9 protein-coding genes are annotated in these 12,919 nt (G+C 45.9%); 6 read left to right on the top strand and 3 right to left on the bottom strand.

Annotated features, from left to right (window positions below):
* Nucleotides 1–111: 111 nt before the first annotated feature.
* The 6 genes from C1S73_RS05930 to C1S73_RS05905 all read left to right on the top strand — a co-directional run bounded on the left by C1S73_RS05930 (nt 112) and on the right by C1S73_RS05905 (nt 9,067).
* The gene (locus C1S73_RS05930) at nt 112–3,093 is read left to right on the top strand and encodes a M6 family metalloprotease domain-containing protein (RefSeq protein WP_038865574.1); all 2,982 of its coding nucleotides are present in this window, start codon (nt 112–114) and stop codon (nt 3,091–3,093) included.
* A 170-nt stretch (nt 3,094–3,263) separates the two neighbouring features.
* Nucleotides 3,264–4,079 (top strand): hypothetical protein, encoded by an 816-nt coding sequence (locus C1S73_RS05925; RefSeq protein WP_038865573.1) that lies wholly within the window; start codon nt 3,264–3,266, stop codon nt 4,077–4,079.
* Between the two features lie 178 nt (nt 4,080–4,257).
* A complete protein-coding gene (locus tag C1S73_RS05920; protein ID WP_038865572.1) occupies nt 4,258–5,727 on the top strand; it encodes a protein adenylyltransferase SelO in 1,470 nt (489 codons plus the stop codon).
* 216 nt (nt 5,728–5,943) lie between these two features.
* Nucleotides 5,944–6,942: a TRAP transporter substrate-binding protein gene (locus tag C1S73_RS05915; protein ID WP_038865570.1), complete on the top strand. Its 999-nt coding sequence runs from the start codon at nt 5,944–5,946 to the stop codon at nt 6,940–6,942.
* A gap of 88 nt (nt 6,943–7,030) precedes the next feature.
* Nucleotides 7,031–7,702, top strand: coding sequence for a TRAP transporter small permease (locus C1S73_RS05910; RefSeq protein ID WP_038865567.1), 672 nt, complete (start codon nt 7,031–7,033; stop codon nt 7,700–7,702).
* A 3-nt stretch (nt 7,703–7,705) separates the two neighbouring features.
* A complete protein-coding gene (locus tag C1S73_RS05905) occupies nt 7,706–9,067 on the top strand; it encodes a TRAP transporter large permease (protein ID WP_038865565.1) in 1,362 nt (453 codons plus the stop codon).
* 34 nt (nt 9,068–9,101) lie between these two features.
* Here C1S73_RS05905 and C1S73_RS28105 read toward each other — a convergent pair whose 3' ends face one another.
* The 3 genes from C1S73_RS28105 to C1S73_RS05890 all read right to left on the bottom strand — a co-directional run bounded on the left by C1S73_RS28105 (nt 9,102) and on the right by C1S73_RS05890 (nt 12,508).
* Entirely contained in the window at nt 9,102–9,284 is a 183-nt protein-coding gene (locus tag C1S73_RS28105; protein ID WP_038865757.1) for a hypothetical protein, read from the bottom strand.
* A gap of 77 nt (nt 9,285–9,361) precedes the next feature.
* A complete protein-coding gene (locus C1S73_RS05895) occupies nt 9,362–10,699 on the bottom strand; it encodes a sigma-54-dependent transcriptional regulator (RefSeq protein ID WP_038865563.1) in 1,338 nt (445 codons plus the stop codon).
* Between the two features lie 12 nt (nt 10,700–10,711).
* Nucleotides 10,712–12,508, bottom strand: coding sequence for a sensor histidine kinase (locus C1S73_RS05890; RefSeq protein ID WP_038865562.1), 1,797 nt, complete (start codon nt 12,506–12,508; stop codon nt 10,712–10,714).
* Between the last annotated feature and the right edge of the window lie 411 nt (nt 12,509–12,919).

Genomic DNA, 12,919 nt, shown 5'->3' with positions numbered 1-12,919 from the left:
TTTCAATCCTTAACGATTTCTGTACTATCCCATAGTTCTTTCATATACAACTTGTTGTTTTATTTGCGTATGGAATGCGTAATTCGCGCATCGAACTCATGGAGCCGTAGTTTGAAGTTCAAGACACTAGCACTCACCATGCTGGCCGCTTTCGTATCTGGTCAAAGCATGGCAACCACCCCACCTTCCCCCAATTGGCGAGTAGTCGCCCTAAGCGATGGTACTTCTAGTGATGTGATTCTGCGTGGTAGCGCAAGTTTTCACTGGCACGAAGATAAACAAGGTAATGCGCTGATCAAACAGGGTGAGACTTGGTTTTACGCCCAAATTGAACGTAAATCCGATCGCCCTATTTTGGTTTCAACGGGTGTTGAAAAGACACAAGCAGCCACTGCACCTGCCATTGCAAAAAATCGCCCAAGCGTCTTGCTCAAGCAGTCGATGTCTTCATTGAAAGGCATAGAACCAAGAGCGCGCGCCAATATGATGCGCCAAGCTCAGGGAATTCAAGCGATGAGTGGGGCGAGTGTTAAGCAGCAACCACTATTGGTTGTCGAAGTGTCCTTTAATGATCAAGCGATGGTGCATGATTTCCAACCTTTGGTGTTTGGTGAAAATCGTCAAAGTGTGGTGGATTACTACGACAAGAACTCGAAAGGGCAATATCGTGTTGTTCCAGCCGTTGAAACATACGGGACGGAAAATGATGGTGTGATCGGTGTTAGCGTTAACCAAAACCACCCAGATTGTAACAGCAGTTTTGGTGGTGATGCGTGTGATGTAAAGACCAAGGCCGTTTTTGCAGAGGCCTATCAAAAATTGGACCCGTACTTAAACTTGGCCCAATACGATGTCAATGACAACGGGCGTATTGACCCGACAGAACTGTCAGTGATGTTTATTTTTGCTGGTGGTGACCGTTCGACAGACTATCTTGATCGTCCATCAATTTGGCCGCACAAATTCTCTCATGATGATGTAACCATCGACGGTAAAACGATCACAGAGTATTGCGTATTTGCTGATTTCCAAGTGACGCATCAATCGACATTGGGAGTGATCGTTCACGAACTCGGTCATCTTATGCTTGGTTTACCGGACCTATACTCCTACAACGGTTTGGCCTCTATTGGTCAGTGGGGAGTGATGGGCGCTGGTTCATGGGCGATGAAACCAGGGGACAGCTATGCTGGCGATACCCCCGTTAATATGAGTGCGTGGAGCAAGCATGCCGCTGGGTTTGTCGTACCAGAAATTGCCCAAACGGACGAATCTTCCTCGGTATCGAATGGCGAGGTAGAGCTGGTTTACCTTGATCCTTACTTAAAAGAACATGGCCCTCGCGTTTACCTTGAAAATCGTACCCATGTTGATTACGACCGTGCATTGGCAGGAGAAGGTGTTCTCGCTACGTCGGTGAATATCTTGAATCCTTTCAATGGTGCTGGCGATATGCAGGTGCAAATCATGCAAGCCGATGGTGAGCGTGAGCTTGAGTGGGGATTCCCAAGTGACAGTGGCGATTTGTACCCAAATGGTGCTACGGCTATCTCTGATTTCTCTATTCCTAGCTTGAGTAGTATTACGGGATACAACACCGACGTCACTATTTCGAATATTACGAGTAACGCCAGTAGCGCGACCTTCTCATTAACGATGCCAAATGAGCCAAATAAATCGGCTTGGAAAAATTCGTTCTATCAAGGCTATGTGATGTCGGGAACGGATAACGCGTTGGGCATTTCTATTGACCTCAAAGCCGCATCGCAACTTGATGGCCTTCAGGTTTACGCCACGTTAGACAGCTTTGAGAATTCGATGAATTATAAGGTGTGGCGTTTTCCATCAACAGGTTTAGAAACTTACAGCCTGTGGTTAGAGGAAAGTGAAGCTCAGTTGCTGCAAGAAGGTTCTTTGCAAGGTTCCTCACGTATTCTTTTTGATCAACCTAGTCAGCTAAGTGCGGGTCATCACTTGCTAGTCGTTGAGCTTGAAGGTGGGCGTTTTGAAACTAATTTCAATTTTGAAAGTGCGTTAGCGACAGAATTGCAATCTCAACCAACGATGTGGGCTGGTCGCAGCAACGCGATTTACGCAAATGGTTTAACGAGACAAAGCTTTTCTTTCATTCCTTTCGCCGCCTTATTTGATATCGACACAAACAGCCTTGTTGAAGCAAAAGCCGATATCATTGAAACCGATAAGAATGTTTCTGTTGATCTGAACTTAATGGACAATGACTTTGTTGCTCCAGGTTATCAATTTAATGTTGAATACACGCAGCAACCGACACATGGATCTATTAGTGGAAATAAATATCAACCACAAATGGGCTTTGTAGGGACTGATCGTTTCCAATATCGTCTTGTTTCTTCTGATGGTGCATTGATCTCGGCATCAGTCACCGTTCAAGTGACAGTGAATGGTCAAAATGAAGCGCCAACCGCGAGTATTGACGTTGATACCAGCAGCATGATTGTTGATGGCAAAGGAAGCTTATCAGCGGCATCGAGTACGGACCCAGATGGCGATACGCTTGAATATACGTGGGTACAAACCTCCGGTACGGCAGCAACATTGACGAATACAAGCAGCGCAGACGCAAGTTTTAGTGTCGTTCAAGGTACGAAAGCCGGTGAGGTTCTAACGTTCCAAGTGACGGTCACCGATCCAAGCGGATTGTCTTCAAGTGCAACAGTCGATGTTGAAGTTGAGAATACTGCGCCGGTGACGCAACCAGACTCTGCCAGTGTTGAAGCGGGTAAGAGTATTGTGATTGATGTGTTGAGTAATGATTCGGATTTCAATGGAGACACACTCATATTGCAAAGTGTAAATAACTTGTCTGGAGACGGCTCTGCGAGTGTCCTTAACGGTAAAGTCGAATATCAAGCACCAGATGATGAAGTCGCGAACGTTCAGTTGGAATACACTGTTTCTGATGGCATGGGTGGTACTACCAAAGGATCCATCAATGTTTCCGTCGTGGCTTCAGTTAAGAGTGTCGATTTCAAAAAATCTGACAGTGGCGGTAGTGTCTCTTATTGGGCATTAATGTTACTGGCGCTACTTGGTTGGCGTCGCCGTACTTAATTGATGTTTCGAAGCCACTCTTTTGAGTGGCTTTTTTCTGTTCATTCTTATTCCAACAATGTACTCATCGATCTTTTTACTATGAGATGAGTTTCACCTTTATTTTTGTACGCTTTCTATTCTTGAGGCGTAATCTATGGCTAGGTATTTATAAAAGTAAGGATATTTTTATGTCTGATAATCGGTTTTCTGTTACGGCTATTTGCCAAGAAGCAGTAGTAATGGTCAGAGCAAATCTGCTCGCGATAGTTGTCGCTTGTATTCCTTTGATCGTGGTTCACACGATCTTTATTACCCAATACCAAGAAGCCCTAGTTCAAGGATCGCAAGAGCCTGACTTTTCTAACTTTGGTGCTGGTTTCTTTATTACGACTTTCCTTTTGTACCCGCTAGTTGCGGCAATGGCGGCGGTTCGCATCCACCGTATTTATCTTGCTCATGAATACATGCGTTCTGTTCTCGATGTGATGCGCTTATCCATGCGAGAGTTACGGTTTATTGGCTGGTGGATTTTGTTCGGTTTATCAATGGGCTTGATCATCGCGTTACCAATATTTCTCGTGACGTTTTTTATCGTCTTTGAAGGCGGAGAGATCAGTGAGTTCACAATGAACCTTGTTACCTTGCTGCTGAGTGTTCCGGGATACTGGGTTCTTTCCCGTTGGTCCTTAGTGTTACCTGCAACGGCGTTAGATCGTGAACCGAGAAGCCTTGGTGATGCATGGAGACAAAGTCGTCCTTTCAACAAGCAGATTTTTATTTTGATGGGGCTAATTCCTTTGGTTGTGGGATCGGTTAGTCAATTTGTGTTCGCTGAGTTCACCCATCTTTTCGCATTGGTCGTATCTGGCGTTATTTTCGGTATTTTTGGAGCCTTCCAAATCGCACTTCTATCTTTGAGTTATCGAACGATTCTGGACATCGAACGCGCTCAGTTTAAGGGTGTTCCAGACTCTCAGAGCGATGCTTACGAGTTTCGAGGGTAAGTCATCATGGCAGCCCCGTTAACGATGCTGTAAAGCGGGGCCGCTTATTTTTACTCCTTTCTCTAAAGTGGTTTCTTTGATCTGCTCTTTCTGAAATACCCATGAATAATTCGTGGCTGAAAGCTATGGCATACAGGGCGTATACTTTCTAACAGGAAGCCGTATTTGAGGAACCATCATGCCTATCTTAGAAGGTGTCAATTTCACCCATCGATTTAGTGAACTACCATCTGCGTTTTTCACCTATGTTACTCCGCAGCTCTTAGACAATACGCGTTGGGTAGTGTGGAATGGCGAGTTTGCTCAACAGTTTGGTTTACCAGTGAAAGAGAATGACGAGCTTTTGAAGGTATTTTCTGGGCAAACGGATTTTGTGCCTTTCGCGCCTTTAGCAATGAAGTACGCAGGTCATCAGTTTGGGGTTTATAACCCAGACTTGGGGGACGGTCGCGGCTTGTTGTTCGCTGAAATGCAGCACAATGATGGCACTTGGTTTGATATTCACCTCAAAGGAGCAGGGCTTACCCCGTACTCGCGAATGGGGGATGGCAGAGCGGTACTACGTTCTACTATTCGTGAATATCTGTGCAGTGAGGCGATGGCTGGGTTAGGCATTCCGACCACCAGAGCACTGGGTATGATGGACAGCGATACCCCCGTTTATCGCGAGAAGATGGAATATGGTGCGTTGTTGATTCGCGTAGCAGAAACGCACATCCGTTTTGGTCACTTCGAGCACTTCTTTTATACCAATCAACTTGCTGAGCAAAAGCTGCTCGCTGACAAAGTGATTGAATGGCACTTCCCTGCGTGCTCCCAAACGGAGAAGCCATACGCAGCTATGTTCGAGTCTATTGTGGAGAAAACCGCAGAGATGATTGCCTACTGGCAGGCTTACGGTTTTGCGCATGGCGTGATGAACACCGATAACATGTCGATACTCGGACAAACTTTCGACTATGGCCCGTTTGGCTTCCTCGACGATTATGATCCAAATTACATTTGTAACCATTCAGACTACCAAGGTCGTTATGCGTTTGAGCAGCAGCCACGCATCGCGCTGTGGAACTTATCTGCCTTAGCGCATGCATTATCGCCGTTGGTGGTGCGAGAAGATCTTGAAGCGGCGCTTGGTAAATTTGAAGTTCGCCTGAGCCAGAAATTCAGTGCACTGATGCGAGCCAAACTCGGTCTCCATACTAAGGTGGACGAAGATGGACGTTTGTTCGAAGCTATGTTTGAGCTGTTGAACCAAAACAAAGCTGACTACACTCGCTTCTTCCGTGAGTTGTCTAATCTCGATGTTAAGTCGCCTCAAGCTGTGATCGATTTGTTCCTTGATCGCGAAGCCGCTAATGCATGGGTGGATTTGTATCTTGCTCGCTGCGAATTAGAGGTTGATGAACGAGGTGAGTGTGTTAACGCAGCCACACGATGTGGACGCATGCGTCAAGTGAATCCGAAATACATCTTACGTAACTACCTTGCGCAGCTTGCCATTGATAAGGCAGAGGAGGGAGATTTCAGTGAAGTAAATCGTCTCGCTGAGTTGCTAAAGCACCCATTTGATGAACAGCCAGAGTTTGATGATTATGCCAAGTTACCTCCTGAGTGGGGTAAGACGATGGAAATCAGCTGCTCTTCCTAAAATGTGTCATTTCCCACCCATAGAGCCTGTTCTCGTGGGTGGATTTAACCCCTTATCTTCACCATTGATTATTCTTTATTATTTAAATTACTGAATAATAGGGATTAATTAACTTGGCCTGCAACTTGCCCCTTGTTGAACATCCGTACCCATCACCCTCTACCCATTTAGGTACTCATGGAAAGGATGGGATGTGATTCAACAAGGAGAATAATAATGTTTAAACCTCTAACCCTTCTGTCTGTCTCTGCTCTTGCTGTCACTAGTTTTAACGCTGCCGCAAATTGTGACCCTGGTGAAACCGTCATCAAGTTCAGCCACGTAACTAACACTGATAAACACCCGAAAGGCATTGCAGCTTCGCTGCTAGAAAAGCGCGTGAACGAAGAGATGAACGGCAAAGTCTGTATGCAGGTTTTCCCTAACTCGACACTGTACGATGATAACAAGGTGCTTGAAGCGCTCCTTAATGGTGATGTTCAACTCGCTGCCCCTTCTCTTTCAAAGTTTGAGAAATTCACCAAAAAGTACCGCATCTTTGACCTTCCTTTTCTATTCGAAGATGTGGCGGCTGTTGACCGTTTCCAAAACTCAGAATCTGGCGAGAAGCTAAAGAACGCGATGAAGCGTCGTGGCTTACAAGGTCTCGCTTTCTGGCACAACGGTATGAAGCAGATGTCTGCCAACAAGCCATTAATGCTGCCAAGCGATGCCGAGGGGCTGAAGTTCCGCGTGCAAGCATCCGACGTTTTGGTCGCTCAGTTCGAGCAACTTGGTGCGAACCCGCAAAAAATGTCATTTAAAGAAGTGTACGGCGGTCTTCAAACCAAAGTTATAGATGGTCAAGAAAATACGTGGTCGAACATTTACGGTAAGAAGTTCTTCGAAGTACAAGATGGCATCACTGAAACCAACCACGGCATTCTGGATTACCTTGTTGTAACGTCAAACGACTTCTGGAAAAAACTCCCAGATGATCAACGCGAGCAGCTCAATACCATCATTCAAGAGGTAACGACTCAGCGCAATGCAGAATCGACACAAGTTAACCTTGCGAATAAGAACAACATCATTGAAGCGGGTGGGGTAGTTCGAACTCTAACGCCTGAGCAACGCCAAGAATGGGTGACTGCACTTCAACCTGTGTGGAAAAAGTTTGAGAAAGACATCGGTACCGATCTTATTGATGCCGCAATAGCGTCTAACCAACAATAAATATTACACGAGCACTACGATTGGCCCTCATGTACTCAGCGTTTTGAGGAAGAGGGCCCTTTTCTCCCAATAATGATGTGATGTAATTATGGAACAGACTTTTTTTGCCAAGGCAGGGCGAATCACTGACGCCTTAGAAGAAACGCTGATTGCATTTTTTCTCGGTGCAATGACGTTGCTGACGTTTGCCAATGTGATTTTTCGCTATGTCTTTAACGACAATATACTTTGGGCGCTGGAGCTGACCGTATTCATGTTCGCATGGATGGTGTTGGTTGGTGCGTCTTATGGCGTAAAGAAACATTTTCACATTGGTGTCGATGTCATCATCAATATGGTTTCTGAGCCTAAACGTAAAATACTCGCGTTGCTTGCCGCTGTTTGCTGCCTAGCGTTTTCGGTTCTACTACTGATTGGTTCTTGGAATTACTGGTACCCATTTGCGACGGAGCGTGCATGGTATGAGACCGATGACATTCCAATGCCAGAGATGTTTCAATTCTTGGCCGATTGGCTTAATGAAGGTGAACGCTACGAAAAGCTACCAAGATTTATTCCTTACTTTGCGCTGCCACTTGGTATGGCGCTGCTGACGTTCCGTTTTGTACAAATTACATGGCAAATTGCGACAGGTAAACTCGACCGTCTAATTGCAGGTCATGAAGCGGAAGAAGAGTTAGAAGCGTTAAAGGAAGAGCTGAGTGAAGCGGCGGATGCCATTCCAAATAGTTCCTCTTCATCAGATCGCAAGGAGCAATAAACCATGGATATTCTGTTTTTATTCTTGATGGTGATTGGCTTCATGCTGATTGGTGTGCCAATTGCTGTCTCGCTGGGCCTTTCTAGTATTCTGTTCTTATTGATGCACTCGGATGCGTCTTTGGCCTCTGTTGCTCAAACTCTGTTTAATGCGTTTGCTGGTCACTACACCCTTTTAGCGATTCCCTTCTTTATTTTAGCCTCAAGCTTTATGTCTACCGGTGGTGTAGCCAAACGTATTATCCGCTTCGCGATCGCCATTGTCGGCTGGTTCCGTGGTGGCTTAGCGATGGCGTCGGTTGTGGCGTGTATGATGTTTGCCGCGCTTTCGGGGTCATCTCCAGCAACGGTAGTCGCGATTGGTAGCATCGTTATCGCCGGTATGATCAAAAACGGCTACTCGAAGGAGTTTGCGGCGGGTGTTATCTGTAATGCGGGGACATTGGGCATTTTGATTCCACCTTCAATTGTGATGGTTGTGTATGCCGCTGCGACGGATGTATCGGTGGGGCGTATGTTTCTTGGCGGTGTGATACCGGGCTTGCTTGCGGGTGTGATGTTGATGATTGCTATCTACATCGCCGCGAGGATTAAGAACTTACCCAAACAACCTTTTGTTGGTTGGAAGGAAACTTTCGCTGCCGCCAAAGACGCCAGTTGGGGATTGTTGTTGGTGGTGATCATTCTTGGTGGTATTTACGGTGGTATCTTCACACCAACAGAAGCTGCGGCGGTGGCAGCAGTTTATTCGTTTTTGATTGCCAACTTTATCTATAAAGACATGGGACCATTTGCGGATAAACATAATACCAAACCAGCGTTGGTAAAGATCTTCCAAACGTTTGTCCATAAAGACACCAAGCACACGCTCTATGAAGCCGGCAAACTGACCATCATGCTGTTGTTCATCATTGCCAATGCTTTGATTCTTAAACATGTACTGACAGAAGAACGCATCCCGCAAATGATCACTGAATCTATGCTGTCTGCGGGGCTCGGCCCGATCACCTTCTTAATTGTGGTCAACGTGTTGCTGCTGATTGGCGGTCAGTTTATGGAGCCTTCAGGGTTGTTGATTATCGTCGCACCTTTGGTTTTTCCAATTGCAATCGCACTAGGTATCGACCCTATTCACCTTGGTATTATGATGGTGGTGAATATGGAGATAGGCATGATAACGCCACCTGTGGGGCTTAATTTGTTTGTAACCGCCGGGGTAGCGAAAATGTCGATGATGAACGTGGTGAAAGCGGCTTTGCCTTGGGTGGCGGTGATGTTCTTATTCCTCATTATCGTAACGTATGTACCTTGGGTTTCGACTTGGCTACCAACCACGCTGATGGGACCAGAAATCATCACTAAGTAATGGTTTTTAGCCATAAACGAAGAGGTGTGACTGTTCACACCTCTTCGTTTATGGATTTATAGGATGGTCTTCTCGGATCGGGTTTGATCCTCCGCTCGTAGCCAAGCCACTTCTTTTTGTTTTTGCGCCTATCTTCGCCAGAACGCCTTTCTTCTTGATAATGCCCGTCGACCATTACTGTATCAGTGATCACCGGTATTTTAATTTTTTCTGTCATATCCGTATGAGCCATCTTTTCGTTGTTATAAAAAGTATGATTCAAGTTGGATATAACAACAAACCGCAAACTGCGTTTTATTTATATAGATCTTTATCTATCTGATAGCGTTGCATTTTGTCATACAGGGTTTTTCGAGGCACATTCAATTGTTCCATGGTTTGCTTAATACTGCCGCGGCTTTCTAGTAAAACACTCTCTATTGCCGCTTTCTCAAATTCTGCCACTTGTTCTGCAAGGCTTGATGCCGTTGTTGGGTGAGAGGGTGTCTCTCCGAGTTGTATCAGCTTACCCAGTAAGACAAAGCGTTCGGCTGCGTTGCGCAGTTCACGAACATTACCGGGCCAATCATGGGCAATTAATTGAGCGAGATCTTGCGACGAAAGGCTAGGTGAGGTTTTACCATAACGTGATGCAGCGACTAACAGAAAGTGGTGGAACAGCGTAGGAATGTCCTCTTTTCGTTCGCGCATGGGTGGTAAGTCGAGCGTGACTACATTGAGACGATAATACAGATCTTGTCTAAAGTAGCCTTCTTCAGCGGCTTGCTTTAAGTCGACTTTGGTTGCGGCAATGACTCTGATGTCCAATGGCAGTAATTCATTTGATCCTACTCGTTCAATCACTCTTTCTTGAAGAACACGTAGTAATCGAATTTGTGCCTGAATCGGCATAGATTCGATTTCATCTAAAAACAGTGTGCCGCCCTGAGCAAATTCAAACTTGCCGATACGACGGGTTTCTGCGCCAGTAAACGCGCCTTTTTCGTGACCGTACAACTCGCTCTCAATTAGGTTTTCCGGTACTGCGCCGCAATTTACTGCGACAAAGTTTTGATTGCGGCGAGCACTTTGCTCATGCAGCGAACGAGCAATCAGTTCTTTGCCTGTTCCTGTTTCGCCAAATAGTAAAATATCGGCGTTCGTATCCGCGATGTGACTGATGGTTTCGCGCAGCATTTGGATGCTAGGAGTTTCGCCGATAATTCTTGGCCCAAGGGTTTTGCTGGCTTTGAGTGATTGGCGCAGTTTTTCATTTTCGTTGGTGAGCTTGCGCTTCTCGATTGCCCGCTTAACGGTTTCTACTAGATGCTCTGGCGCAAAAGGTTTCTCGATAAAATCGTAAGCGCCCTGATGGAGAGCTTGTACTGCCATGGATATATCGCCATGTCCGGTGATCATGATGACGGGGAGGTTTGCATCGCGCTGAGTGAGTGTGGTCAGCAAATCCATTCCGGAAATGCCCGGCAAACAGATATCAGTGACAACGACGCCAGCTTCTTCGCCTTGCTGCATCGCAATTAAAGCCGATTCTGCATCGGAGAAAAACTTTGCGTCAATATCGGCAAGTTCGAAGGTTTGTTCTATCGCCAGTCTGAGATCGGCTTCGTCATCAATAAAAAATACCTGACACATGGTCTCATCCTTCTATGGTTTGGCGTGTGGTGAAACAATAGGTAAACAGAGTGAGAATCGAGCCCCACCTTGTTCTCTATTCTGAGCACTCAATTTACCGTTCATCCCGGCTAAGATTTGTTGGGAGATTGAAAGCCCTAACCCCAAACCGTTTTGTTTGGTGGTCAAAAACGGTTCGCACAATTCTGAAAGTGTGGATGCACCCAAACCTGAGCCGTTGTCATCGACATGAACCCAGACAGTTTTCGTTGTCTCATCACGTTCCACAGACAACGCCACTCGTTTCTGCTCTTGGGCTTTCATTGCTTCAATCGCGTTGGTTAGCAGATTTACTAATACTTGCTCAAGCTGGATAGTATTGATGTACACATCGATATCATGCTCTGGAACATTCGTTTCTAATGTCACTCGCGCCGATTTGAACGCGGGCTTCATCAACTCTTGTGCCGACGCAACGACGGGTAATAGGCGGGTTTGAAGTAGTTCACTCCCACTGGTTTTCTTGGCAAAAGAACGCAATTGTTGGCTGATGTTTGCCATTCGGTCGGTGAGTGCGGAAATGCGGGTGAGGTTATCTTCAACTCGTTCCCATTTTTCTTTTTGAAGAAATAGCTTCCCGTTCTCAGCAAAACTGCGAATGGCGGCGAGCGGGTTATTAAGCTCATGGCTGATGCTTGCTGACATTTGCCCAAGTACCGCCAGTTTTGCGGCTTGTATCAACTCATCTTGCGTCAAGCGTAAGGTCTGCTCGGTTTCGGTACGCTGGGCAACTTCGGCTTGCAGCTCAGCGGTACGCGCCATGACTTGATATTCAAGTTTCTGATTGGCTTCTTGCTGAATTCGATCAAGTTGACGATGGCGCTGCTGGCGGTGATAAACCAGTTGGCCTAGAAGGAATAAAACGGTAAAAGCTAGAGTCAAAACGAGCAAATAGCCCATGGTGAACCAAACCACCGTTTGCTTAGGCGAGAGTACCCGGATCGTCAGTTTGAGTTCGTCAAGGGGGAGGGAAGAGATCACCAAGGTTCCTTTATTGTAAGGGTAGCCCTGCTTTACCTCAGAATGTTTCGGCAACATGTCACCGACAAAACCAAGTGACTCAATTTGAGTGTCTAAATACTGTCGGCTTGCCCGAACTTCGGCTTCTTTTATTTCATCAAGTGATTGTAGGCTTTTGAACAACCAGTCGTTACGGCTGCTCATAAACACTATGCCATTTGGGTCACTGGCGACGAAAACACTTTTAGGCTGCTGCCAATTGTCTTCTATCTTGTTCAAATCCATTTTGACCACCACGACACCAATTACGCCACCGGCATAGACGATAGGGTAGGAATAGTAATAGCCGCGTTTACCCGAAGTGGAGCCGAGGGCGTAATATTCACTTCTCTCACCGACAATGGCTTGCTTGAAATAAGGGCGAAAAGCGAAGTTGCGCCCGACAAATGAACGCTCTTTGCGCCAATTACTGGCGGCGATCGTCGTCCCCCATTTGTCGATCAAATAGGTGTCTGCCGCTTCAATCACGTGATTAACCGATTCTAGATAGCGATTGGTGATTTCGAGCTGCGCACTGTTATTCGGGGTTAGTAGTGCTTGTACCAAAGGTTCATCTTTAGATAGTAAATGGGGAATGTGCGCGTATTTGTCTAATTTGTTTTGGATATGACTGGAAAAACGTTCCAGCTGAGACTGGTGTTTTTCGAGCAAAGATTGGTAGCTGTGACTCCAAACCCAATGCCCACCGATGAAAGCGCAAAGTAAATAGAAGGCAAAAAAAATCAGTAGAATACGGTTTTTCTGCGACATCATTACGCTCCTTGCCCCTTCCTTTGGTGACGTAAGAAAATGTTAATAGTTTGTAGTGATGAATAGGGATTTAGTTTTCAACTCTGTGGAGTAAAACAAGAGCAAGATCTCTTTTTAGGCTTTTCAATAAAAAAAGCAGTCGATTCTCTTGAAAAAGTCGCTATTGTCCCCATTCTAGATATGCTGGCTAAGGCGAAGCGATGCTAAAAGGGCATTTTTCGCAAAAATTGAGCCCGTATTCGAGAATTTAGCGCAGACAATGTCCACATAGTGGCTATTGGCTCGACAGGATTGCGACAGATCGCTAGAATGTCGCGTCTAAAAATTCTGTCCTGAGGCTAATAGGAGATACCTTTTGCGTTTGCGGAGGATATCACTGATTAGTCTGGTGTTGGTTTCCAGCATCGATAC

The organism is Vibrio jasicida 090810c (assembly GCF_002887615.1).
Taxonomy (GTDB): Bacteria; Pseudomonadota; Gammaproteobacteria; order Enterobacterales; family Vibrionaceae; genus Vibrio; species Vibrio jasicida.
This window is presented reverse-complemented; position numbering and strand designations above follow the sequence as displayed.

Coding starts and splice junctions, on each gene's coding strand:
- C1S73_RS05925 (WP_038865573.1), top strand. CDS start 3,264: ATGTCTGATAATCGGTTTTCTGTTACGGCTATTTGCCAAGAAGCAGTA.
- C1S73_RS05895 (WP_038865563.1), bottom strand. CDS start 10,699: ATGTGTCAGGTATTTTTTATTGATGACGAAGCCGATCTCAGACTGGCG.
- C1S73_RS28105 (WP_038865757.1), bottom strand. CDS start 9,284: ATGACAGAAAAAATTAAAATACCGGTGATCACTGATACAGTAATGGTC.
- C1S73_RS05910 (WP_038865567.1), top strand. CDS start 7,031: ATGGAACAGACTTTTTTTGCCAAGGCAGGGCGAATCACTGACGCCTTA.
- C1S73_RS05905 (WP_038865565.1), top strand. CDS start 7,706: ATGGATATTCTGTTTTTATTCTTGATGGTGATTGGCTTCATGCTGATT.
- C1S73_RS05890 (WP_038865562.1), bottom strand. CDS start 12,508: ATGTCGCAGAAAAACCGTATTCTACTGATTTTTTTTGCCTTCTATTTA.
- C1S73_RS05915 (WP_038865570.1), top strand. CDS start 5,944: ATGTTTAAACCTCTAACCCTTCTGTCTGTCTCTGCTCTTGCTGTCACT.
- C1S73_RS05920 (WP_038865572.1), top strand. CDS start 4,258: ATGCCTATCTTAGAAGGTGTCAATTTCACCCATCGATTTAGTGAACTA.